We start from the raw sequence: 22,611 nt of genomic DNA, 5'->3' as shown, positions 1-22,611 counted from the left end.
TTTCTGGAGCGAACCATGCGTGAAGCCTACATCTGCGATGCCGTCCGCACCCCCTTCGGCCGCTACGGCGGCGGGCTGGCCCCGGTGCGCCCGGACGACCTCGCCGCGGTGCCGCTGAAGGCGCTGATGGAGCGCAACCCCGGCGTCGAGTGGTCCGCCGTCGACGATGTGATCCTCGGCTGCGCCAACCAGGCCGGCGAGGACAACCGCAACGTCGCCCGCATGGCGGCGCTGCTGGCAGGATTGCCCGACACGGTGCCCGGCACCACGGTCAACCGCCTCTGCGGCTCCGGCATGGACAGCATCGGCATGGCCGCCCGCGCCATCAAGGCGGGCGAGGCCGAGCTGATCGTCGCCGGCGGCGTGGAAAGCATGACCCGCGCCCCCTTCGTCATGGGCAAGTCGGACAGCGCCTTCTCCCGGCAGGCCGAGATCTTCGACACCACCATCGGCTGGCGCTTCGTCAATCCGCTGATGAAGGCGAAGTTCGGCATCGACAGCATGCCGGAGACGGCGGAGAACGTCGCCGCCGACCACAACATCTCCCGCGCCGACCAGGACGCCTTCGCCGTCCGCAGCCAGCAGCGCGCCGGCCGCGCCCAGGAATCGGGCCGTCTGGCCCGCGAGATCGTCCCGGTCAGCATCCCCCGCCGCAAGGGCGAGCCGACGGTGGTCGCCGCCGACGAGCATCTGCGCCCCGACACGACGCTGGAGGCGCTGGCCAAGCTCTCCACCCCCTTCCGCAAGGAGGGCGGCAGCGTCACCGCCGGCAACGCGTCCGGCGTCAATGACGGCGCCGCCGCGGTGATCGTCGCCTCGGCCGAAGCCGTCAAGCGCTATGGCCTGACCCCGCGCGCCCGCGTCGTCGGCACCGCGGTGGCCGGCGTGCCCCCGCGCGTCATGGGCATCGGACCGGCCCCGGCGACGCAGAAGCTGCTGGCCCGCCTCGGCCTCTCCATCGGCGACGTCGACGTGATCGAGCTGAACGAGGCTTTCGCGGCCCAGGGCCTTGCCGTGCTGCGCATGCTGGGCCTGCCCGACGACGCCGAGCATGTGAACCCCAACGGCGGCGCCATCGCGCTCGGCCACCCGCTGGGCGCCAGCGGCACCCGTCTGGTCGCCACTGCCGTCATGGAGTTGGAGGACCGCAAGGCGACCCGCGCGCTCTGCACCATGTGCATCGGCGTCGGCCAGGGCATCGCCATGATGGTGGAGCGGGTCTGAACGAAAATCGGCAACGAACAAAGGCAACACTGGCCGCCAAGCGCCGGGCATCAGTACGAAGGGAGAAGCGCACCATGTCCATCATGACCGATACCGGCGTTAACCAGGGCGCGAAAGCCGGCATGGACCGCTATGAGTTCGCCAGCCGCGACGAAATCGTGGCGATGCAGACGGAGCGGCTGGCATGGTCGCTCCGCCATTCCTACGCCAACGTCCCCTCCTTCCGCGCCAAGTGCGAGGCGAAGGGCGTCCATCCCGACGACTTCAAGGAACTGAGGGATCTGGCGCTGTTCCCCTTCACCGTGAAGGACGATCTGCGCCAGGCCTATCCCTTCGGCATGTTCGCCGTGCCGATGGAGGACATCGTCCGCGTCCATGCCTCCAGCGGCACCACCGGGCGGCCGACGGTGGTCGGCTACACCAAGGGCGACATCGACGTCTGGGCGGAGGTCGTCGCCCGCTCCATCCGGGCGGCCGGCGGCACGCGCGGCGACCGGGTGCACATCGCCTATGGCTACGGCCTGTTCACCGGCGGCCTCGGCGCCCATTACGGGGCGGAGCGGCTGGGCTGCACCGTCATCCCGATGTCGGGCGGCCAGACCGAGAAGCAGGTCCAGCTGATCCAGGACTTCAAGCCGACCATCATCATGGTCACGCCGTCCTACATGCTGAACATCGCCGACGAGATGCGCCGCCAGGGCATCGACCCGCGCAGCACCAGCCTGCGCGTCGGCATCTTCGGCGCGGAGCCCTGGACCGGCGCATTGCGCGAGGAGATCGAGCGCACCTTCAACATCCACGCCGTCGACATCTACGGCCTGTCGGAGGTGATGGGGCCGGGCGTGGCATCCGAATGCGTGGAGACCAAGGACGGCCCGGTGATCTGGGAGGACCATTTCTATCCCGAGATCATCGACCCCGAGACTGGCGAGGTGCTGCCCGACGGCTCATACGGCGAGCTGGTCTTCACCACGCTCACCAAGCAGGGCATGCCGGTCATCCGCTACCGCACCCGCGACCTGACCCGGCTGCTGCCGCCGACGGCGCGCGGCATGCGGCGGATGGACAAGATCACCGGCCGGTCGGACGACATGCTCATCATCCGCGGCGTGAATGTCTTCCCGACCCAGGTCGAGGAACTGATCTGCAAGATCCCGGCTCTCGCCCCGCATTATGAACTGGTGGTGAGCCGCGACGGCCACATGGACAACCTCGCCGTCCGGGTGGAGATGCACGAAGACATCCACCCGTCGGAATGGGACGGCCATGCCAAGCACCTACAGCACTCGATCAAGTCGCTGATCGGCATCAGCACCCGCGTCGAAGTGGTGGAGCCCGGCGGCATCGCCCGGTCCATCGGCAAGGCCAAGCGCGTGCAGGACTTGCGTCCGAAAGCTTGACCCCCTCAGCCCTTCTGCGACAGCAGCGGGAAGGCGTCCAGAACACCGGTCAGCAGGATCTGGACGCCGACGCAGAACAGCAGGAAGGCGAACAGCCGCGTCAGCACCCGCACCCGCGTCGGACCCAGGAAGGCGACGATGCGGTCGGCGGAGCGGTATGACAACCAGACCAGGGCGGCGATTGCCAGGGCCGCCCCCGACATGCCGATGAAGAACTCCATCAGCCCGCCGGCCCCGCGCGTCGGACGGGTGGATCCCAGCGCGATGGCGACCGAAATGGTGCCCGGCCCGGTGGTGAAGGGGATCGTCATCGGGAAGAAGGCCGATTCGGCAAGCCGGTCGTTGTCGCCGGTCGGGGCGGCCTGTTCCTGCTTGCGCGCTTCGTGCCGTTCCGGCGCCGACAGCAGCGCCCAGGCTCGCTCAGCCACCACGAAACCGCCGGCGATCCGCAGGGCCGCCATCGACACGCCGAAGAAGTTCAGCACATAGGCACCGGCCCACAGCGCGGTCAGCATGACGATGGCCGAATAGACGCTGACCAGCCCGGCCAGCCGCGCCCGGTCGCGCGGACTGCTGTCCGCCGTCACCTGACTGAAGATCAGCGCCATCGCCAGCGGATTGACGATGGAGAACAAGGCTGTGAAGGCGAGCAGGAAACTGTCGAACATGGGATCCACAGGTTTGTCGGCCGTCCGAACAGTTAGCGGGGACTGGGCAGGACTGGCAAGGGCGGCGTTGTTTCCCTCTGCCCCTCCTTAGTCCCCTCTCCCCCCCGGGGAGAGGGTTAGGGTGAGGGGGACGCGTGGCGAGGATTCTCGGGAAGGCACACAATGCATCCCCCTCACCCCGACCCTCTCCCCGGGGGAGAGGGAGATTTCCCCACCCCTGCCCGAAAATTCATCACCCAATCAGCCTCCGCCCGAAAATTGCGCATCTTCCGAAAAGCACACCAACCCGAACACTGTCCACCCCGTCAGTTCCTGTCCCGACGGACAAGTTTTCCCTTCGTAATAACAATGCCCTACTCGACAACCTCCCCGCCCCCGCGCCATCTGGCTCGCTTCTTGCTCCCGTCCTCCTCGACAGACGACAACGCGAAGGGACGACCGCCGTGCCAGCCGCCCAGCCCGCACCGCTCACTCTGGTTCCGCCGGCCGCAGACACGGCACCGCGCACCATCGTCGACATCCGCAACCTGACCCTGACCTATCAGGCGGCCGACCATCCGGTCTACGCGCTGAGCGACGTCAGCCTGTCGATCGCCAAGGGTGATTTCATCTCGCTGATCGGCCCCAGCGGCTGCGGCAAGACCACCCTGATGCGGGTGGTCGCCGACCTCGAACAGCCGACCTCCGGCGAGGTGACGGTCAACGGCATGACGCCGGAACAGGCACGGCTGAAGCGTGCGTATGGCTACGTCTTCCAGGCCCCGGCGCTCTACCCGTGGCGGACGGTGGAGCGCAACGTCATGCTGCCGCTGGAGATCATGGGGATGCCCAAGGCCGACCGGCAGCAGCGCGCCCGCGAGCAGCTGGACCTCGTCGGCCTGTCCGGCTTCGAGCGCAAATTCCCCTGGCAGTTGTCGGGCGGCATGCAGCAGCGGGTGTCCATCGCCCGCGCGCTGGCCTTCGACCCCGACCTGCTGCTGATGGACGAGCCGTTCGGCGCGCTCGACGAGATCACCCGCGACCACCTGAATTTGCAGCTCACCCGCCTGTGGCTGAGCACGCGCAAGACCTGCATCTTCGTCACCCATTCCATCGCCGAGGCGGTATTCCTCTCCACCCGGATCGTGGTGATGAGCCCGCGCCCCGGCCGCATCCTCGACGTCATCGACTGCGACCGCGACCTGCCGCGCGAGCGCACGCTCGACATCCGCGAAAGCCCGGAGTTCCAGCGCATCGCCCACCGCGTCCGCGAAGGGCTGATGGAGGGCCACAGCTATGACGACTAAGAACATGCTCCCCGTCGCCGTGATGGCGCTGGCGGTGCTGGTGCTGTGGTACGCGGGCGCGGTCTGGCTGAACGCGCCGACGGCGACGGACGCGCTGAACCGCGCCGGCCACGACTGGACGACCGCCGACCTGATCCGCGCCACGCTGGCGATGAAGCGCCCGATCCTGCCGACACCGGATCAGGTGGCGCGGGACCTCTACACCTCCCTGACCGGCTATCCGGTGACCAGTATCCGCAACCTGCTCTACCACACCGGCGTCACCGCCGGGGCGGCGATGGCCGGCTTCGGCATGGGGGTGGTGCTGGGCGTGGCGCTGGCGGCGGGGATCGTCCAGGCGCGCACGCTGGAATCAAGCCTGCTGCCCTGGGTCATCGCCTCCCAGACCGTGCCGATCCTGGCGATCGCGCCGATGATCGTGGTGATCCTCGGCAACATGGGCTTCACCGGCCTGCTGCCCAAGGCGATCATCGCCGCCTATCTGTGCTTCTTCCCGATCACCATCGGCATGGTGAAGGGGCTGCGCTCCGCCGATCCGCTGACGCTGGACCTGATGCGCACCTACAGCGCCGGCACCGCCCAGACCTTCCGGCTGCTGCGCCTGCCGGCCTCCCTGCCCTACCTGTTCACCAGCCTGAAGATCGCGGTCGCCGCCAGCGTCGTCGGCGCCATCGTGGCGGAACTGCCGACCGGCGGACAGGCAGGATTGGGCGCACGCCTGCTGTCCGGCTCCTACTATGGCCAGACCGTCCAGATCTGGAGCGCGCTGGTGATGGCAGCATTGCTGAGCGTCACGCTGGTGGCTGCCGTCGGCCTCGCCGAACGGGTGCTGGTGCCGGGCGGACGGGGAGGTGCGCGATGAGCCGTTCCAACATGGCCCGCCCCGCCATGGCGCCTTGGCCGCTGGTTATGCTCGCTGCCCCGCTGCTGCCCTTCGCCATGCTTGACGGCGCCGCCCTCTATCTGCCGCAGATACCGGTGGCGCTGGCCCTCTTCGCCCTGAGCGTCGCCACGATTCTGGCCCGCCGCCTGCCCGCTTCCGCCCTTGGCGAGGCCGTTCTTCTGCTGGTGGGAGTCGCCGCAGCCTATGCCGCGCCGCTGGTGCTGCTGAACCAGGGCCACGCCCTCGCCCAGGCCGGTGGGCTGTGGCTCTACCTGGCCGGCGCCACGCTGCTGCTGTGGCGGGTTCTGGCCCTGCTGGCGGGCGTCACCGGCCCGGCGCGGCTGGCCGGTCCCGCCCTGTTCGGGATGGCGCTGGTGCTGCTGTGGGAAATCCTGACCCGCGGCTTCCAGGTGCCGACCATCCTGCTGCCGCCGCCCAGCCTCGTGGCAACCGCCTTCGCCGCCAATGCCGCCGATTTGTGGGACGATTTCCGCCAGACGGTGCTGATCTCGGTCCTGCGCGGCTATCTGATCGGCTGCGGCGCCGGCTTCCTCGTGGCGATCCTGGCCGACCGGGTGCCCTTCCTGGCGCGCGGGCTGCTGCCACTCGGCAACCTCGCCAGCGCCGTGCCGGTGGTGGGCATCGCGCCGATCATGGTGATGTGGTTCGGCTTCGACTGGCAATCGAAGGCCGCGGTCATCGTCGTGATGACCTTCTTCCCCATGCTGATCAACACGCTGGCCGGTCTGCAGAGCGCCGAGCGCATCCAGCTCGACCTGATGCGCTCCTACGGTGCCGGCTACTGGCGCACGCTGGCGATGCTGCGGCTTCCCTGCGCCTTGCCCTTTTTGTTCAACGGACTGAAGATCAACTCGACCTTGGCCCTGATCGGGGCCATCGTCGCCGAGTTCTTCGGGACGCCGGTGGTGGGGATGGGCTTCCGCATCTCCACCCAGGTCGCCCGGATGAATCTGGACATCGTCTGGGCGACCATCGCCGTCGCCGCCCTGACCGGATCGCTGCTCTACGGTGCGCTTGCACTGGCGGAGCGGCATGTCACCGCCTGGCACCCGTCTTTGCGCAAACGCTGACCGCCTTTCTTCAAGCCAAAACAAACTCCAGCCAGAAGAGGATCGAACGCGATGAAGACCCTTGCCTCCGCCGTCCTGCTCGCCGCCACCGCGCTCACCGGCCTCGCCGGCTGGGGCGCGCCGGCCGCCGCCGCCGATCCGCTGACGCTCCAGCTGAAATGGGTCACCCAGGCCCAGTTCGCCGGCTATTACGTCGCCGCGGCCAAGGGCTTCTACAAGGACGCCGGGCTGGACGTCACGATCAAGGCCGGCGGCCCCGACATCAACCCGACCCAGGTCATCGCCGCCGGCGGCGCCGACGTGATCGTCGACTGGATGCCCTCGGCGCTCGCCAGCCGCGAGAAGGGCGTGCCGCTGGTCAACATCGCCCAGATGTTCCAGAAGTCGGGCATGATGCTGACCTGCCGCAAGGACGCCAACATCAAGGATCCGAAGGACTTCAAGGGTCACACGCTGGGCGTCTGGTTCTCCGGCAACGAATATCCCTTCCTGTCCTGGATGAGCAAGCTGGGCTACTCCACCTCCGGCTCCAGCCCGGACGTCAAGGTTCTGAAGCAGGGCTTCAACGTCGATCCGCTGCTGCAGAAGCAGGCCAGCTGCATCTCCACCATGACCTACAACGAATATTGGCAGCTGATCGAAGCCGGCATGAAGGCCGACGAGCTGACCGTCTTCAAGTATCAGGACCAGGGCGTCGCGACGCTGGAGGACGGCCTCTACGCCACCGAAAAGGCGCTGGCCGATCCGAAGGTGGTGGAGAAGCTGGCGAAGTTCGTCAAGGCCTCGGCCAAGGGCTGGGAATACGCCGCCAAGAACCAGGCGGAGGCGGTGAAGGTCGTGCTGGAGAACGACACCACCGGCGCCCAGACCGAGGAACACCAGACCACCATGATGCAGGAGGTCGCCAAGCTGATCGACGGCGGCGCCAAGGGCACCGGCTATCTCGACCCGGCCGACTTCAACCGCACGGTCGACATCCTGATGTCGGGCGCCTCGACCCCGGTCATCTCGAAGAAGCCGGAAGGCGCCTACAGCCACGCGGTGTTCGACGCCGCGGCCAAGCTGTAAGGCGGTTGCCCGTTGGGGAGCGGGTGCCTCGCGTGCCCCCTCCCCGACCCTCCCCCGCTAAAGCGGGAGAGGGTGCCTTATGCGAAGCGGCGGCAGTTCCCTCTCCCGCGTGAGCGGGGGAGGGTTAGGGAGGGGGCCGCGGTTACCGCTCTCCCCCTACCCCCGCGCCGCCATCAGCGTGCGCAGCATCCGCTCGAACCGCGCGCCGGCGAGCGAGACCTGATCGAGCAGCCCCTCGTCCAGCTCGTCCTCCATGATCCGGCCAGCATCCATCGTCTGGCCCTTGCCGTATTTCAGCCGGTCGACGGTGCCGCGCAGGCGGTCGGCCAGGAAGATCGCCAGGGCCTTGTAGAAGCGCCCGGCGAAGCCGCCGTCGCTGCGCAGCCGCGCCTCGATCTCCCGCTTCGCCAGCGCCAGCACGATGCAGCGCCCGTCCGCCGACACGGTGGCCGAGGGCGGCGCCGAATCGACGAAGGACACCTCGCCGACCACCTCGCCGCTGCCCAGCCGCGCCACCGTCCCGACCCCGGCGACATCGACGGTCGCATGGCCCTCCAGCACGATGTAGAGCGAGTCCGATGCCTCCCCCTGGCGCACCAGCACCTGCCCGCCGGCCAGATCGAGCCGACGGCCGGCGCGGGCCATCCACTCGATGTCCTCATCGCTGAGATTTCCCAGAATATACAGGACCTTACGCATCATCCCCCCTAAAGCAGCTGCCGGCTGGCCAGCGTCCGGAACGGCCCGTCCACTGCCATCAGATCCTCGTATCGCCCGGACTGCACCAGCCGGCCGCCCTCCAGCACAAGGATGCGGTCGACGTCGCGGATGGTGCTGAGCCGGTGGGCGATCACCACGCGGGTGACGCTGAGCTTGGCGAGCGACGCCGTCACCACCGCCTGGGTGCGGTTGTCGAGCGCGCTGGTCGCCTCGTCCAGCAGCAGCACACGCGGGCGATGCACCAGGGCGCGGGCGATCATCAGCCGCTGGCGCTGGCCGCCCGACAGGGTGCCGCCGCCGTCCATCAGCACCGTGTGCATGCCCATCGGCATCTGTTCGATGTCGCGGTCCAGCCCGACCAGCCGCGCCGCGTGCCACGCATCGTCCAGCCCGAGCGGCGCGGTGCCGACGATGTTCTGGAACAGGCTGCCCGACGTGATCCGCCCGTTCTGCAGAACCACGCCGATCTGCCGGCGCACGGCGGCGAGGTCGAGCCGTTCGGCGGCGCGTCCGTCGAAGAACACCTCCCCCTGGTCCGGCCGCTCGAAGCCCAGCAGCAGGCGCATCACCGTGGATTTGCCGCTGCCCGACGCGCCGACGATGGCGACGAACTCCCCCGGCCCGATCGACAGGCTGAGGTCGTGCAGCACCGGCGGCGCATCGGGGGCATAGCGGAAGCCGACGCGGCTCAAGGTGATGCCGCCCTGCAATTCGCCCGGCGCGTCGCGGCCGGCCTGAACTTCGGGCGCGGTGTCCAGGATCGGGCGGGCGCGCTCCAGCAGCGGCAGGACGGTCAGGCTCTTGGTCAGGGCATGCGCCATCTCGGTCAGCGCCGCCAGCAGCTGGCCGAAGGCGGTGATGAAGGCCAGGAAACTGCCGGTGGAGAAGGCGGCCGGCGCCTCCTGCCCCGGCGTGGCGGCGAGCGCCTGGAGCGCCTGCTGCTTGGCGTCCGATTCCATCAGCAGCGCCACCGCCAGGAACACCGCGATGGTCGCCAGCGTCGGAAAGGCGGCGTGGAAGGTCTCCAGCGCGTTGCCGTAGCGCTGGGCGGCCACCGCGCGGGACTTCTGCGCCGAGAATCCGCGTGCCCATTCCGCCATCGCCCGCGGCTCCGCCCCGGCGACGCGCAGCTTGCCGATGCCGACGATCAGCTGCAGCACCAGCCCGTCCAAGCGGCCCTGACGGCGGATATGCTCCCGCTCGTGCCGCAGCTGGCCATAGGACAGCGCCCCGGTCACCAGCGCCGACAGCAGCGCCAGCCCGGTGGCGATCAGGGCGAGGCGCCAGTCATAGACCGCCAACAGCCCCAGGCTGACCGATCCGAACAGCCCGCCCAGCAGGCCGGTCACCGTGCTGGCGGCCAGGATCTCGCGCACAGTCTGCAACCCCAGCGCCCGGTCGGCGAGATCGCCAGCGGTGAAGCGGCGGAAAAAGCCCACCGGCAGGGCGAACAGCCGGTCGATGAAGGCCGCCTGCATCACCCCGTCGATCCGGCTTTCCAGCCGCAGCACCGCCATCACCTTGACGATGTCGAACGCAGCACCACCGATGGCGGCGGCGACCAGCCCGGCGATGATGAAGAACAGCTGCCCGGTATCGGCGCGCGGGATGGCGCTGTCGAACAGGAATCCGGTGGCGACCGGCATCAGCAGCCCCAGCACCGCCGCCGCCAGCCCGCTCAGCCCCAACCGCATCCCGTCGCCGCCAAGACCGCGCAGGGGAAAGCGGATCGCCTCCGCCGCCCCCAGCGCGCGGGCCGGCAACGGGCGGTAGAGATGCAGCGCCTCCGCCGCCATGCCGTCGGCGAGATCCTGCGTCACGCGGTGCCGGCCGCCGGGGTCCAGCATCTCGAAGCCGGCGGGAGTGGGCAGCAGCGCCACCGGCACCCTGCCCTCCTCCAGCCAGCCGAGCATCGGCGCCCCTTCGCTCCGCCACCAGCCATCGCGCAGGATCACCTTGCGACCGCGCAGGCGCGCCGCGGCCAGCATCAGGTCCAGCGTTTCCGAGGCCGGCTTGCCGGCGGCATCGATGCGGGGAAGCGGCTCCTCCAGCCCCATATGCGCCATCAGTGCGGCAAGCGCACTCGACAGCGGGTCGCCAAGGACCGGAGCCGCCGTGTTCGCCCGCCCGTCGACGAGATCGGACAGGCCGCCCAGCGCCTGGGCCAGCGACTCCCGTGCCGAGTCCCGGCTGCGCAGGGCGCGCTTCGCCTCGCCTTCTGACTGGGCGGCGACGCGGGTGCCGATGCGGTCCAGCACCAGCGCATGGAAGCGGTCGAGGGCCGGCCACAGCGTACCGGCGTCGGGCCACGCCTCGGTCACCGAAACGGCGGCCCCGCCAGCTCCCTCTATCCAGGCGCGGTCGGCCATCGGCAGCGGCGGCTCTCCCGCCGCCGTCGCCGGACCGCCCAGCCACGCGGCTTCCCCTTCCGTCACGATCAGCCACAGCGGCCGGCGCGGGTCGGCATGGAGCCGTTCGCCGGGGCCGAGCGAGCGCTCGCCCGGTTCCGCCACCCGGTCGGGCCAGACCGCCTCGCCGCCGGTCGCGGCATCGGTCAGGCGCAGGATCCAGGCCTCGGCATGGGGCAGGAAATCCTCCTCCCCGGCCAGCGCCTCCCGCTCCACCCCGCTGAGGCGCGAGCCGATGGACCCGACCGCCACCAGGGTGGCGTCCTCCCGCTTGCCGACCCCGAACAGCAGCGCCCCGGTTTCCGCCCGGAACAGGTGGCGGCGCCGGCCGCTGTTTCCCGCGAGGTGGAACAGGTCGACATAGCCGTCCTCCACCCGCCAGCCCAGCCGCGGGTCGTCCAGCGTCAGCGGCCGGTGGTTGCCGCCCTCCACCAGAATGGGGGCATTCAGTGTCGCGGGCAGGGTCGCGGGGCTGTCCAGAACGTCCATCGCCTCACCCCGCCGCGATCAGCGAGGCATACTCGCCGCCGCGCGCCAGAAGGTCCTCATGGCTGCCGCGCTCCACCACCCGGCCCTGGTTCAGCACGATGATCTCGTCGCAGTCGCGAATCGTGCTCAGCCGATGGGCGATGATGATGCAGGTGCATCCGCGCCGCCGCAGATTGTCGTCGATCAGCTTTTCCGTCGCGACGTCCAGCGCCGCCGTCGCCTCGTCCAGCACCAGGATCGACGGGTTGCCGGTCAGCGCGCGGGCGATCTCCAGACGCTGGCGCTGGCCGCCGCTGAAATTCACGCCCCCTTCGGCGACCGGCGCGTCGAGCTGGCCCTGGCGCCCGGCGACCTCGCCCAGGATGGCGGCATCCTCCAGCGCGCGGGTCAGCGCCGCTTCCGGCACCGTGCGGTCCCACAGGGTCAGGTTGTCGCGCACCGAGCCGTCGAACAGGAAGACGTCCTGGTCGACATAGGCGATGGAGGCGGCGCGCAGCCCCACCGGGATCTCCGCCGGTGCCCGCCCGTCGAACAGGATTTGCCCCGACCAGGGCTGGACGAGGCCGCAGATCAGCCGGCCGACGGTGGATTTCCCGCTGCCCGACCCGCCGACCAGCGCCACCCGCATCCCCGGCGCCAGCGACAGCGACAGCCCCTCGATCAGCGGCGGGTCGAGCACGCTGTAGCCGAAGGACACGTCGACCAGCTCCACCGCCCCGCTCAGCCGCGCCGGCCCTTCCGCAACCTCGGCCCCCTCGGCGGCAAGGCCGGACTGCGGGTCCGGCGCATGGTCCAGCGTGTCGTTCAGCCGCTGCAGGTCGGCCTTAACCCGCTGCAGCGTCCCGCCCATGCCGACCAGCTTGGCGACCGGGTCGGAGAAGCTGGCGGCAAGGCTCTGGAACGCCACCAGCGCGCCGACGGTCAGCGCCCCGTCCATCACCCGCACAGCACCCAGCCCCAATATCGCCGCCGTTCCCAGCGCGTTGAGGAAGGCCGGCGCCACCGCCAGAATCGCCGAATGCACCCCCAGTGTCTGGCGCACCGACAACAGCCGCGCCTGATAGCCGGCCCAACGTTCGAACGCCTGCCCCTCCAGACCGGCCGACTTCAGCGTCTCGATCGCCTGGATGCTGCCGATGGTGACGGCGCCCAGCTTGGCCTGTTCCGACAGCAGGCGCCGCCCGGCATCCTCCCGCCCGCGCGAGGCGCCGCGCAGGAACAGCACGTTGCCCAGCACCAGCAGGATGGTCACCGCCGCCAGCGCCACGTCGTAGGTCAGCATGACCAGCCCGAAGAAGACGACCGTCAGCAGGCTCATCGCCGCCGTCGCCATCTCCCCCGACAGCAGCCGCGCCACCCGGTCGTTGGCGGCGACGCGGCCGGCGATGTCGCCGGGATGGCGCTGGCCGAAGAAGGGAACCGGCAATTGCAGCAGCCGCCAGACATAGCGGCTGGCCATCACCATGGCGAATTTGGTCTCCAGCTTCAGCAGGGCCGACTGCTGCAATGCCGTCAGCGCCGCCCGCAGCAGCGCCGTGGCGCCCATCCCCAGCAGCAGCGGCACCAGCCAGCTGCGCTGCCCGCCGATCAGCACCTCGTCGACGAAGGCCTTGGTGAAGGCCGGCAGGGCGATGCCCGGCAGCACCAGCGCCAGACTGGCGGCCAGCGCGAATCCCACCGCCGCGCGCGACCGCTTCAACTGCCGCCCGAGCATGCCGGCAAGGCCGGGCGGCTTGACCCCGGCGACGAACTCCGGCCCTTTCTCGAAGGCCAGCGCCACGCCGGTGAAGGCCTCGGAGAACTCCGCGCGGGTGACGCGGCGCGGGCCGGTGACCGGATCGTTCAGATAGGCGTATTCGCCCTTGAAGCCTTCGAAGACCAGATAATGGTTGAAGTTCCAATGGACGATCAGCGGCCAGGGCATGTCGCCCAGCGCGTCGGGCTCCTTCTTGAAGCCCTTGGCGGTCAGGCCGTAGCGCCGGGCGGCGCGCAGCAGGTTGCTGGCCTTGCTGCCGTCGCGCGACACGCCGCAGGCGACGCGCAGCTCCTCCAGCGGCACCCAGCGGCCGAAATGGGCCAGAACGATGCCGAGCGAGGCGGCGCCGCACTCCACCGCCTCCATTTGCAGCAGCGTGGGCGTGCGCACGCGGGTCTGTTTGCGAACCGGCGGCTTTGCGCTCACAGGCCGGTCGCCTTGCGCAGGGCCGGGATGACGAAGGCCATCGGCGGCTGTTCGCGCACCGTCACCTCGCCCTCGGCCAGGGTGCCGCTGGTGATGGTCATCGCCGGTCCGGCACCGGACGACCAACGGTAGCCGGACGGCGTGCCGGCCTCCGGCACCAGATCGACGCGCACGGCGAAGGGCGGTCCCTTGGCGGAGAACTGCGTCACCAGCCGGTCGTTCTGCAGCACCGCCTGCATGCCCTGCGGGGTGGAGGGAAAGTCCGACACCCCGGCGACCCGGCCGACCAGCGTGCCGTATTCCTCCTTGCGCACCGTCGAGGGCGCGATGCGGACATCCATGCCGGGCTTCAGCTTCTTGCCATGCTCCGGCGGGACATAGAGCACCAGCTGCAGGCCGCGCGATCCGCTTTCGATGCTGACCACCGGGGTGCCGGCGGCGACCCGCGCGCCCTCCGCCACCTTCCATTCGGTGACGCGTCCGTCGGTCGGGCTGAGGATCCGCGTGTCCTGCTCCAGCTGCAGGGCAAGCTCGTCCACCCGCCGACGGGCGTCGGCGACGCGGTCGCGCCCCTCGGTCAGCGTCTGCTCGGCCCGGCTGGCCATGTCCAGCTCCTCGGTGTCGATCTGCAGAAGCTGGCTCTTGGAGTCGCTGACCTTCTGGCGGGCGGCGGCCAACTCCTGCCGCGTGTCCTCCACCCGCTGGCGGGTGGTGAAGCCGCGGCTGGCGATGTCCTCCTGGCCCCGCAGCAGGGTGTCGAGGAACTGCACCCGCGTCTCGGCGGCGGCCACCACCTGCCGCAAGGCGGCGCGGCGGGCGGTGAAATTGGCGCGGCGGGCCTGCGCCTCGCGCTCCAGCTGATTGGTGCGGCGCGACAGATCCTGCTCCCGCTCCCTCACCACCGCCCGCGCGTGGTCGAGCGTCTGTTCAAGCTCCACCTTGTCGACGCGGGCCAGCAGCTGGCCGGCGGTCACCGTGTCGCCCGGCTTCACCAGCGGCGCGACCAGCGCACCGGACGCGCTGGCGACCGCGTCGAACACCCGGCCGCCGCTGCTGACCAGCAGGCCGGAGCCGGTCACCCGCGTCGCGATGGTCCCCACCACCGCCCAGATCAGCGCCAGCCCCAGCAGCCCCAGCAGTACGGTCAATGCCAGCCAGCCCCGCGGCGTGGTCAGCGTGACCAGCCGGTCCAGCTCCTCCGGCGACGACAGCCGGTCGAGCGCCGCCTTGCGGAACAGCCTTTCCGACGGCGAGGGGGTGGTCGGCGCTGCGGTCATGCGGATCGGGCTCGCAATGGGCGGTGTAAAGGTGGGTATACGAATGGGTAGGTTGTGGAGAGTGAAACAAGCAGCCCGGCCAATGCAACCCTGCTGAACCGCCCGTCCCAAGCTGTCACAGGAACTGTTACTGGACGGCCATGAATTTCCGGCGGCAAAAGGCTTTTCGCTCACGGAAGCGCAGCGATATATTAGTAACCGCGGCATCAGGCCGAAGGACATGAACGGGACGACCATGGATTCCAATGCGGGCGATTCGAATTTGGTGGCCGTGGCCGCACCGGCGCGCCGCCGCCGTCGCCGGCCCGCCAGCGCCACCGCAAGGCCCGCGCATCGCGGTGCCACCGTGTCGGGCACCATTTATCGCGACCTGCGCGACGACATCGTCTCGCTGCGCCGCAAGCCGGGTGAGCCGGTGATCGAAAAGGAGGTGGCCGAGGCCTATGGCGTGAGCCGCACGCCGGTGCGCGAGGCGATGCTGAAGCTTGCCGACGAAGGGCTGGTGGAGGTGTTCCCGCAGTCCGGCACCTTCGTCGCCCGCATCCCCCTCGGCGCCCTGCCGGAGGCCATCGCCATCCGCCGCGCGCTGGAGGAGGCGACGGTGCGCTACGCCGCCGAACAGGCGACCGGCAGCCAGATCGCCCGCCTGCGCGCCAACCTGGAACTGCAGCGAGAGATGAAGGAGGCCGGCAACTTCGACGGCTTCCACGATGCCGACGAGGCGTTCCACGCGCTGCTGGCGGAGATCTCCGGCTATCCCGGTTTCTGGGCGGTGACCCAGCAGGTGAAGCGGCAGATCGACCGCTACCGCCACCTGACCCTGCCGGCGGCCGGCCGGATGGACAAGGCGCTGGGCGAACACAGCGCCATCGTCGAGGCGGTCGCCGCCCGCGACCCCGACCGCGCGGTGGGCGAGCTGCGCCACCACCTGACCGACCTGCAGCTGGGCATCGCCGACGTCCGGCAGACCTATCCGCAGTACTTCACCGCATGACGACGGCGGGACGCGCTCATACCTTGCGGGTCTCGTACGCCGTGAAACAGGCGGTGCGCGGGGCGTAGCCGCTGGCGAAATGGGCGGAGGAGACGATCATGTCGGCCGTCGCCTCGTTGCAGGCCATCGGGATGTTGTAGAGCGTCGCCAGCCGGGTCAGCGCCTTCACATCCACGTCGTGCGGCTGGGCGGTCATCGGATCGACGAAGAAGACCAGCAGGTCGATCCGCCCCTCCGCGATCATCGCGCCGATCTGCTGGTCGCCGCCCAGCGGGCCGCTCTTCAGCGGGGTCACGTCCAGGCAGGGGTGGGCGTCGCGCACCTTCTGGCCGGTGGTGCCGGTCGCCCAGAAGGCGTGGCCGTCCAGCGCCGCGATGTTGGCGCCGATCCAGGCGATGAGGTCCGCCTTGCGGGCGTCGTGGGCGACGAGGGCGATGCGCTTGCGGGGCTGCTGGCCAGATTGGTGGGTGGACATGACTGGACACTCCGGACGAGGAGCGTCCACTAATATATTACTCTGGTCGCCAGCGCAACGCAGGGACCCCGGCCCGCCACGGTTCGACCGCCCCCGGCGTCTTTGTCGCACCCTCCGCTGGATGAAATGTCCGGATTTCCATCAATAACCCTTGCCCGGCTTACTAGTATATTAGTATGATGGCGCCAGACCCGCCGGACAGCCGGCTGCACAGATTTGAAAGGACCACCCCATGAAAATCTCCGTCCGGCACGCTTCGCACCCCGATGCCGTCCGCGCTTTCGACACCGAGACGCTGCGCGACCATTTCCTGGTCCCGACCCTGTTCGAGGCCGACGAGACCGTCTTCACCTACAGCCACATCGACCGTTTCGTCGTCGGCGGCGCCATGCCGGTCGCCGGCCCGGTGAAGCTGGAATCGTCGAAGGAGATCGGCTCGCCCAACTTCCTCGACCGGCGCGAGCTGGGCGTGGTCAATGTCGGCGGCGCCGGCCGCGTCACCGTCGACGGTGCCGTGTATGAACTGGCGCCGCGCGACGCGCTCTATGTCGCGATGGGCAGCAAGGACGTCACGTTCGAGAGCCTGGACCGCCGCGAGCCGGCCAAGTTCTACCTGAACAGCACCCCCGCCCATGCCCGGTTCGAGACGATGAAAATCTCGATCGGCCAGGCCAAGGCCGTGCATCTGGGCGACCCGGCCCAGTCGAACGAGCGCACCATCTACCAGATGATCCACCCGGATGTGGTCCGCACCGCGCAGCTGGTGCTGGGCATGACGGTGCTGAAGCCGAACAACATGTGGAACACGATGCCGTGCCACACCCATGACCGGCGCTGCGAGGTCTATTTCTACTTCGACCTGCCCGATGACGCCCGCGTCATCCACATGATGGGCGAGCCGGAGCAGACCCGCCACATCGTCGTCGCCAACGAGCAGGCGGTGATCTCGCCGCCCTGGTCGATCCATTCCGGCGTCGGCACCCGCAACTACACCTTCATCTGGGCGATGGGCGGCGACAACCAGGACTTCACGGACATGGACTTCGTCGCCATGGACCGCCTGCGCTGACGCGCCGCCGGATTTGAAACCCCGGATTTGAAATCAACGTATAAGAACGGAAACCGACCATGAGCATTTCGTTCGACCTGACCGGCAAGGTGGCGCTGGTCACCGGCGCCAACACCGGCATCGGCCAGGGCATCGCCGTGGCGCTGGCGCAGGCCGGCGCCGACATCGCCGCCGTCGACGTGGTGTCGCTGGACGAGACCAAGGGTCTGGTCGAGGCGGCCGGCCGCAAGTTCCACGGCATCCACGCCGACCTGACCTCCATCGCCCCGGTCCAGGGGCTGGTGGAGGAGACGGTCGGCAAGTTCGGTCACCTGGACATCCTGGTCAACAACGCCGGGCTGATCCGCCGCGCCGACGCCGTCGACTTCAGCGAGGCCGACTGGGACCTCGTGATGAACATCAACATCAAGACGGTGTTCTTCCTCTGCCAGGCCTTCGGCCGCTACGCCATCAATGAAGGCCGCAAGGGCAAGATCATCAACATCGCGTCCATGCTGTCCTTCCAGGGCGGCATCCGCGTGCCGTCCTACACCGCGTCCAAGAGCGGCGTTGCCGGCATCACCAAGCTTCTGGCCTGCGAATGGGCCGGCAAGGGCATCAACGTGAATGCCATCGCGCCGGGCTATGTCGCCACCAACAACACCGCCGCCCTGCGCGCCGACGAGAATCGCAGCGCCGAGATCCTCGGCCGCATCCCGGCCGGCCGCTGGAGCATGCCGTCAGACATCGGCGGCCCGGCGGTGTTCCTGGCCTCGGAGGCCGCGGACTATATCCACGGTACCATCCTGCCGGTCGACGGCGGCTGGCTGGCGCGCTGAGGGAAAACGGCCCTCCCCGCCCCTCACGGGCGGAGGAGGGCTTTCCATTGGGGGAGGAAATCAAGCGATGACCACCGACGTGTTCGTGACCGCGGGCGACATTCCGTGGCAGGATCTCGGCGACGGCGTGCGCCGCAAGATTCTCGGCTACAACGACACGATGATGATGGTGCGGGTGGAGTTCGAGGCCGGCGCCATCGGCGCGCAGCATCGCCATCCCCATGTCCAGTGCGCCGTGGTCGAGAAGGGGTCCTTCGACGTCACCATCGACGGCCGCACGCAGCGCCTGAACACCGGCGACGGCTATATGGTGCCGTCCAACATCCTGCATGGCGTGGTGGCGCTGGAGCCGGGCGTCCTGCTCGACATCTTCACGCCGATCCGCGAGGACTTCCTGGGCGAGCCGGTGGCCTACGCCGCGGAAGCCGACGCGAAGTAAGCCCCCGGTCCCGGTTCAGGCCGGCCCTTCAGACCGGATCCCCTGGCGCCGTGAAGTAACGCGGATAATCGCGCCGGATGTCGGCGATCGAGATCTGCAGGTCGTCCAGATGGTCGTCCAGCGCCTTGATGGCGGCCGCGGGATCGTTGGCCGCCACCGCCTCGAGGATGGCGGCATGCTCCGCGATCACCTCGGCGATGCGGCCGCGCACCGGCAGGGTCAGCAGACGGTAGCGGTCGATCTGCACCTTGGTCTGCTGGATCAGCGTCCAGAATCCGGGATAGCCGGCGATGTCCGCGATCAGCGCGTGGAACGCCTCGTCGGCCTGATGGAAACCTTCATAGTTGGCGGTTTCCTGCATCTCCCGCTGCAATTCCAGATTGGCGCGGAGCGCCGCGATCTGGCTGCGGCTGGCCCGCGCCGCCGCATAGCGCACCGTCGCCTCCTCCAGCGCCTTGCGGATGGCGAAGGCCTCCGGCAGGGCGTCGAGCGGAATGCGCGACACGAAGGTGCCGGACTGCGGGAAAATCTCGATCAGCCCTTCGTCGGCCAGCTTCAACACCGCCTCGCGCACCGGCGTGCGGCTGACGCCATAGGCCTCGGCGATCTGCTTCTCGGCGATGGCGTCGCCGGGCTTGCGCTTGAGCGAAACGATCTCCGCCCGCAGATCGCGGTAGATGCGCGACGCCACGGTCGCGGCGCGACGCGGCGGACGGACCGCCGCGGCCGGGGCCGCCGCGCGGCGCACGGTTGCGGAAACCAGGCCGCCTTCATCCTCTGTCGTCGCGACCTTCTTCACCGATGGCTCCATTCCGGCAGGCATGTAACCGGGCGGCGCTCCGCCACCCGTGGGAAATTCGTCATACCCGTCAATCTACCCGTCCCCCTTCACCAAGGTCAAATCCATCGCCGTCCTCTCAAAAGGATCGGGTGCGGCGACTGGGCGCAGGCTGCCGAGGCGCCGAAGCCGCGGAGCGGGAACGATTGGGCTTGCAATCTAATCTGATATATTAATATTATACAGCCAGCCGGTAGGGACGGTCCCCCGCACGGACCCCGCCTTCTCCCCACCCTGCTTTTGCCCTTTTCTTGCAGCGTAGAGGCTTCCGATGCTTCACCCCGACCGTCTTTTCCCGAGCGACCCGACGCAACGCGACATCGCGCGCCGCCTGTATGGCGAAGTCGCCGCCCTGCCGATCGTCAGCCCGCACGGCCACACCGATCCGTCCTGGTTCGCGAAGGACGAAGCGTTCCCGGACCCGGCCAGCCTGTTCGTCAAGCCTGACCATTATGCATTCCGCATGCTCTACAGCCAGGGAATTCCGCTGGAGCAGCTGGGTGTTCCGCGCCGGGATGGCGGCGAGACCTCATCCGATTCGCGCGCCATCTGGCGCCTGCTGGCCAGCAACTGGCACCTGTTCCGCGGCACGCCCACCTCGATGTGGCTGACCCACGCCTTCGAGACGGTCTTCGGCGTCACCGAGCGTCTGAGCGCCGCCAGCGCCGACCGCATCTATGACCAGATCGAGGACTGCCTGCGCAAGCCGGAGTTCCGCCCGCGCGCGCTGTTCGAGCGCTTCAACCTCGAAGTGCTGGCGACCACCGAATCGCCGCTCGACCCGCTGGTGCACCACAAGGCGATCCGCGAGAGCGGCTGGAAGGGCCGGGTCATCACCGCCTTCCGTCCCGACCCGGTCGTCGATCCGGAGTTCGAGGGCTTCCGCGACAACCTCGCCGAACTGGGCCGCATCACCGGCAAGGACACCGCGACCTGGGACGGCTACCTCGCCGCCCTGGCCGACCGCCGCCTCTATTTCAAGAGCTATGGCGCCACCTCGACCGACCACGGCCACCCGACGGCGGCGACCGCCGACCTGTCGCGCCCCGAGGCCGAGAAGCTGTTCGACATCGTCCGCCGCGGCGGCGCCACGGCCGAGGAAGCCGAGCTGTTCCGCGCCCAGATGCTGACCGAAATGGCGCGGATGAGCCTGGAAGACGGTCTGGTCATGCAGATCCATCCCGGGTCTTTCCGCAACCACAACGACCTCGTGTTCCAGCGCTTCGGCCGCGACAAGGGCGCCGACATCCCGAGCGGCACCGAGTATGTGCGGGCGCTGAAGCCGCTGCTCGACCGCTTCGGCAACGAGCGTGACCTGACCATCATCCTCTTCACCCTGGATGAGGACAGCTACGCCCGCGAGCTGGCGCCGCTGGCCGGTCATTACCCGGCGCTGCGCGTCGGCCCGGCCTGGTGGTTCCACGACAGCCCCGAGGGCATGCGCCGCTACCGCGAGATGATCACGGAGACCGCCGGCTTCTACAACACGGTGGGCTTCAACGACGACACCCGCGCCTTCTGCTCGATCCCGGCCCGCCACGACGTGTCGCGCCGCGTCGATTGCGGCTTCCTCGCCCGTCTGGTCGCCGAACACCGGCTGGCCGAGGACGAGGCAGCGGAACTGGCCGTCGACCTCGCCTACCGCCTCGCCAAGAACGCCTACAAGCTGTAACGGCCCGGCCGCGCCGGACCCGTTCCGGCGCGGCCCAGCTTCCTTCCCAAGGACATCTTCCCATGGCATCGCTGACCATCCGCCTGCACCCCGCCGACAACGTCGTCGTCGCCGGCGCCGACCTGGAGCCCGGCATCACTCTGCCCGGCACTGAAGTCGCGACCACCGGGCCGGTGCCGGCCGGGCACAAGGTCGCGGTGCGCGCCATCGCGCTGGGCGAGCCGGTGCGCAAGTACAACCAGGTCATCGGCTTCGCCACCGCGGCGATCCAGCCGGGCGACCATGTCCACGTCCACAACATGGGCATGGGCAGTGATTTCGAGCGCGATTACGCCTTCGGCGCCGACGTCCACCCGGTCGAAATGATCCCGGAGGCCGAGCGCGCCACCTTCCAGGGTATCGTTCGCCCGGATGGCCGCGTCGCCACCCGCAACTACATCGGCGTGCTGACCTCGGTGAACTGCTCCGCCACCGCGGCGCGGATGATCGCCGACCATTTCCGCGGACCCGCGCTCGCCGCCTATCCCAACATCGACGGCGTCGTCGCGCTGACCCACGGCTACGGCTGCGGCATGGCCGGCAGCGGCGAGGTGATGGACACGCTGCGCCGGACCATCGCCGGCTATGCCCGCCACCCCAACTTCGCCGCGGTGATCCTGCTGGGTCTCGGCTGCGAGGTGAACCAGATCGACAAGCTGATGGAGGCCACCGGCCTGGAGGAGGGCGCCCGCGTCATCCCCATCGGCATCCAGGACATGGGCGGCACCGCCGCGGCGGCCCGCGAGGGCATCCGCCGGATCGAGGCGCTGCTGCCGGAGATCAACGACGTCAAGCGCCAGACCCTGCCGGCCAGCCACCTGACGCTGGCGCTGCAGTGCGGCGGCTCCGACGGCTATTCGGGCATCACCGCCAACCCGGCGCTGGGCTATGCCGTCGACCTGCTGGTCCGCAACGGCGGCACCGCCGTGCTGAGCGAGACGCCGGAGGTCTATGGCGCCGAGCATCTGCTGACCCGCCGCGCCGTCCGCCGCGAGGTGGGCGAGGCGCTGGTCGAGCGCATCGGCTGGTGGGAGGAATACACCAGCCGCACCGGCGGCGAGATGAACAACAACCCGTCGCCCGGCAACAAGAAGGGCGGCCTGACCACCATCCTGGAAAAGTCGCTGGGCGCGGTCGCCAAGGGCGGCACCACCCCGATGACCGCCGTCTACCGCTATGCCGAGCCGATCACCGACAAGGGCTTCGTCTTCATGGACACCCCCGGCTACGACCCGGTGTCGGCGACCGGGCAGGTGGCGGGCGGCGCCAACGTGCTGTGCTTCACCACCGGCCGCGGCTCCGTCTTCGGCTGCAAGCCGACGCCCAGCCTGAAGCTGGCGACCAACAGCACGCTGTTCCGCCGGATGCCGGACGACATGGACATCGATTGCGGCGCCATCGCCACCGGCGACGCCACCATCGAGGAGGTCGGCCGCGCGATTTTCCAGCTGGTTCTCGACACCGCGTCGGGCCGCAAGACCAAGAGCGAGGAACTCGGCGTCGGCGCCGATGAATTCGCTCCTTGGCAGATGGGAGCGGTTATGTAAGGGGTCCGCCCCCTTGTCGGAAAC

19 protein-coding genes are annotated in these 22,611 nt (G+C 69.2%); 12 read left to right on the top strand and 7 right to left on the bottom strand.

All coding sequences use genetic code 11. The features are described 5' to 3' along the window. The first annotated feature begins 15 nt into the window (after positions 1 to 15). Together pcaF and paaK are read left to right on the top strand one after the other, a co-directional pair. Positions 16 to 1,224, top strand: a complete 1,209-nt coding sequence (gene pcaF, locus FZ938_RS25015; RefSeq protein WP_149201126.1) for a 3-oxoadipyl-CoA thiolase — start codon at positions 16 to 18, stop codon at positions 1,222 to 1,224. A 74-nt stretch (positions 1,225 to 1,298) separates the two neighbouring features. Continuing rightward, positions 1,299 to 2,624, top strand: a complete 1,326-nt coding sequence (gene paaK / locus FZ938_RS25010; protein WP_174757042.1) for a phenylacetate--CoA ligase PaaK — start codon at positions 1,299 to 1,301, stop codon at positions 2,622 to 2,624. A gap of 5 nt (positions 2,625 to 2,629) precedes the next feature. Here the strand turns inward: paaK and FZ938_RS25005 are convergent, their stop codons facing one another. Beyond that, positions 2,630 to 3,292, bottom strand: coding sequence for a MarC family protein (locus FZ938_RS25005; protein ID WP_149201125.1), 663 nt, complete (start codon positions 3,290 to 3,292; stop codon positions 2,630 to 2,632). Positions 3,293 to 3,735: 443 nt separating this feature from the next. Here FZ938_RS25005 and FZ938_RS25000 point away from each other — a divergent pair, with 443 nt between their 5' ends. The 4 genes from FZ938_RS25000 to FZ938_RS24985 are packed head-to-tail and all read left to right on the top strand — an operon-like array spanning position 3,736 to position 7,620. After that, positions 3,736 to 4,578, top strand: coding sequence for an ABC transporter ATP-binding protein (locus FZ938_RS25000; RefSeq protein WP_149201124.1), 843 nt, complete (start codon positions 3,736 to 3,738; stop codon positions 4,576 to 4,578). Continuing rightward, on the top strand, positions 4,568 to 5,440 hold the full coding sequence (locus FZ938_RS24995) for an ABC transporter permease (RefSeq protein WP_149201123.1): 873 nt from the start codon (positions 4,568 to 4,570) through the stop codon (positions 5,438 to 5,440). Before FZ938_RS25000 ends, FZ938_RS24995 begins: the two co-directional genes overlap by 11 nt. Beyond that, complete coding sequence (locus FZ938_RS24990) at positions 5,437 to 6,552, top strand: ABC transporter permease (protein ID WP_149201122.1); 1,116 nt, start codon at positions 5,437 to 5,439, stop codon at positions 6,550 to 6,552. Before FZ938_RS24995 ends, FZ938_RS24990 begins: the two co-directional genes overlap by 4 nt. Before the next feature lie 51 nt (positions 6,553 to 6,603). Continuing rightward, positions 6,604 to 7,620, top strand: a complete 1,017-nt coding sequence (locus FZ938_RS24985) for an ABC transporter substrate-binding protein (RefSeq protein WP_149201121.1) — start codon at positions 6,604 to 6,606, stop codon at positions 7,618 to 7,620. A 156-nt stretch (positions 7,621 to 7,776) separates the two neighbouring features. On the opposite strand, the gene FZ938_RS24980 is transcribed toward FZ938_RS24985, so the two are convergent. From FZ938_RS24980 to FZ938_RS24965, 4 genes are read right to left on the bottom strand one after another with little or no spacing between them, the layout of a single operon-like run. After that, entirely contained in the window at positions 7,777 to 8,319 is a 543-nt protein-coding gene (locus tag FZ938_RS24980) for a cyclic nucleotide-binding domain-containing protein (RefSeq protein ID WP_149201196.1), read from the bottom strand. An 8-nt stretch (positions 8,320 to 8,327) separates the two neighbouring features. Continuing rightward, positions 8,328 to 11,237, bottom strand: a complete 2,910-nt coding sequence (locus FZ938_RS24975; RefSeq protein ID WP_149201120.1) for an NHLP bacteriocin export ABC transporter permease/ATPase subunit — start codon at positions 11,235 to 11,237, stop codon at positions 8,328 to 8,330. Between the two features lie 4 nt (positions 11,238 to 11,241). Beyond that, positions 11,242 to 13,383 (bottom strand): NHLP family bacteriocin export ABC transporter peptidase/permease/ATPase subunit, encoded by a 2,142-nt coding sequence (locus FZ938_RS24970; protein WP_246799100.1) that lies wholly within the window; start codon positions 13,381 to 13,383, stop codon positions 11,242 to 11,244. Positions 13,384 to 13,415: 32 nt separating this feature from the next. Then, positions 13,416 to 14,696: an NHLP bacteriocin system secretion protein gene (locus FZ938_RS24965; protein WP_174757041.1), complete on the bottom strand. Its 1,281-nt coding sequence runs from the start codon at positions 14,694 to 14,696 to the stop codon at positions 13,416 to 13,418. Positions 14,697 to 14,931: 235 nt separating this feature from the next. Here FZ938_RS24965 and FZ938_RS24960 point away from each other — a divergent pair, with 235 nt between their 5' ends. Continuing rightward, entirely contained in the window at positions 14,932 to 15,690 is a 759-nt protein-coding gene (locus tag FZ938_RS24960) for a GntR family transcriptional regulator (protein WP_149201118.1), read from the top strand. A gap of 16 nt (positions 15,691 to 15,706) precedes the next feature. On the opposite strand, the gene FZ938_RS24955 is transcribed toward FZ938_RS24960, so the two are convergent. After that, the gene (locus tag FZ938_RS24955) at positions 15,707 to 16,165 is read right to left on the bottom strand and encodes a methylglyoxal synthase (protein WP_149201117.1); all 459 of its coding nucleotides are present in this window, start codon (positions 16,163 to 16,165) and stop codon (positions 15,707 to 15,709) included. Positions 16,166 to 16,397: 232 nt separating this feature from the next. On the opposite strand from FZ938_RS24955, the gene kduI reads away from it, so the two are divergent. The 3 genes from kduI (at position 16,398) to FZ938_RS24940 (ending at position 18,491) form a co-directional block, all read left to right on the top strand. Continuing rightward, positions 16,398 to 17,234, top strand: coding sequence for a 5-dehydro-4-deoxy-D-glucuronate isomerase (kduI, locus tag FZ938_RS24950; RefSeq protein ID WP_149201116.1), 837 nt, complete (start codon positions 16,398 to 16,400; stop codon positions 17,232 to 17,234). A gap of 59 nt (positions 17,235 to 17,293) precedes the next feature. Further along, positions 17,294 to 18,052, top strand: a complete 759-nt coding sequence (gene kduD / locus FZ938_RS24945; RefSeq protein WP_149201115.1) for a 2-dehydro-3-deoxy-D-gluconate 5-dehydrogenase KduD — start codon at positions 17,294 to 17,296, stop codon at positions 18,050 to 18,052. A 67-nt stretch (positions 18,053 to 18,119) separates the two neighbouring features. Further along, on the top strand, positions 18,120 to 18,491 hold the full coding sequence (locus FZ938_RS24940; RefSeq protein WP_149201114.1) for a cupin domain-containing protein: 372 nt from the start codon (positions 18,120 to 18,122) through the stop codon (positions 18,489 to 18,491). 28 nt (positions 18,492 to 18,519) lie between these two features. On the opposite strand, the gene FZ938_RS24935 is transcribed toward FZ938_RS24940, so the two are convergent. Further along, positions 18,520 to 19,302 (bottom strand): GntR family transcriptional regulator, encoded by a 783-nt coding sequence (locus tag FZ938_RS24935; RefSeq protein ID WP_149201194.1) that lies wholly within the window; start codon positions 19,300 to 19,302, stop codon positions 18,520 to 18,522. Between the two features lie 298 nt (positions 19,303 to 19,600). On the opposite strand from FZ938_RS24935, the gene uxaC reads away from it, so the two are divergent. Both uxaC and FZ938_RS24925 read left to right on the top strand, forming a co-directional pair. Continuing rightward, positions 19,601 to 21,001 carry a glucuronate isomerase gene (gene uxaC, locus FZ938_RS24930; protein ID WP_149201113.1) on the top strand — a complete coding sequence of 467 codons (1,401 nt, stop codon included), beginning with the start codon at positions 19,601 to 19,603 and terminating at the stop codon, positions 20,999 to 21,001. A 62-nt stretch (positions 21,002 to 21,063) separates the two neighbouring features. Next, the gene (locus FZ938_RS24925; protein ID WP_149201112.1) at positions 21,064 to 22,587 is read left to right on the top strand and encodes a UxaA family hydrolase; all 1,524 of its coding nucleotides are present in this window, start codon (positions 21,064 to 21,066) and stop codon (positions 22,585 to 22,587) included. The last annotated feature ends 24 nt before the right edge of the window (positions 22,588 to 22,611 follow it).

It is taken from the genome of Azospirillum oryzae (assembly GCF_008364795.1).
Taxonomy (GTDB): Bacteria; Pseudomonadota; Alphaproteobacteria; order Azospirillales; family Azospirillaceae; genus Azospirillum; species Azospirillum oryzae.
This window is presented reverse-complemented; position numbering and strand designations above follow the sequence as displayed.

Bases quoted from the DNA above. Each gene is read 5' to 3' on its own strand.
- pcaF (WP_149201126.1), top strand. From the start codon at position 16: ATGCGTGAAGCCTACATCTGCGATGCCGTCCGCACCCCCTTCGGCCGC.
- FZ938_RS24925 (WP_149201112.1), top strand. From the start codon at position 21,064: ATGGCATCGCTGACCATCCGCCTGCACCCCGCCGACAACGTCGTCGTC.
- FZ938_RS24985 (WP_149201121.1), top strand. From the start codon at position 6,604: ATGAAGACCCTTGCCTCCGCCGTCCTGCTCGCCGCCACCGCGCTCACC.
- FZ938_RS24995 (WP_149201123.1), top strand. From the start codon at position 4,568: ATGACGACTAAGAACATGCTCCCCGTCGCCGTGATGGCGCTGGCGGTG.
- FZ938_RS25005 (WP_149201125.1), bottom strand. From the start codon at position 3,292: ATGTTCGACAGTTTCCTGCTCGCCTTCACAGCCTTGTTCTCCATCGTC.
- FZ938_RS24975 (WP_149201120.1), bottom strand. From the start codon at position 11,237: ATGGACGTTCTGGACAGCCCCGCGACCCTGCCCGCGACACTGAATGCC.
- kduI (WP_149201116.1), top strand. From the start codon at position 16,398: ATGAAAATCTCCGTCCGGCACGCTTCGCACCCCGATGCCGTCCGCGCT.
- FZ938_RS24990 (WP_149201122.1), top strand. From the start codon at position 5,437: ATGAGCCGTTCCAACATGGCCCGCCCCGCCATGGCGCCTTGGCCGCTG.
- paaK (WP_174757042.1), top strand. From the start codon at position 1,299: ATGTCCATCATGACCGATACCGGCGTTAACCAGGGCGCGAAAGCCGGC.
- FZ938_RS24965 (WP_174757041.1), bottom strand. From the start codon at position 14,696: ATGACCGCAGCGCCGACCACCCCCTCGCCGTCGGAAAGGCTGTTCCGC.
- FZ938_RS24935 (WP_149201194.1), bottom strand. From the start codon at position 19,302: ATGGAGCCATCGGTGAAGAAGGTCGCGACGACAGAGGATGAAGGCGGC.
- kduD (WP_149201115.1), top strand. From the start codon at position 17,294: ATGAGCATTTCGTTCGACCTGACCGGCAAGGTGGCGCTGGTCACCGGC.
- FZ938_RS24955 (WP_149201117.1), bottom strand. From the start codon at position 16,165: ATGTCCACCCACCAATCTGGCCAGCAGCCCCGCAAGCGCATCGCCCTC.
- FZ938_RS24940 (WP_149201114.1), top strand. From the start codon at position 18,120: ATGACCACCGACGTGTTCGTGACCGCGGGCGACATTCCGTGGCAGGAT.
- uxaC (WP_149201113.1), top strand. From the start codon at position 19,601: ATGCTTCACCCCGACCGTCTTTTCCCGAGCGACCCGACGCAACGCGAC.
- FZ938_RS24960 (WP_149201118.1), top strand. From the start codon at position 14,932: ATGGATTCCAATGCGGGCGATTCGAATTTGGTGGCCGTGGCCGCACCG.
- FZ938_RS24980 (WP_149201196.1), bottom strand. From the start codon at position 8,319: ATGCGTAAGGTCCTGTATATTCTGGGAAATCTCAGCGATGAGGACATC.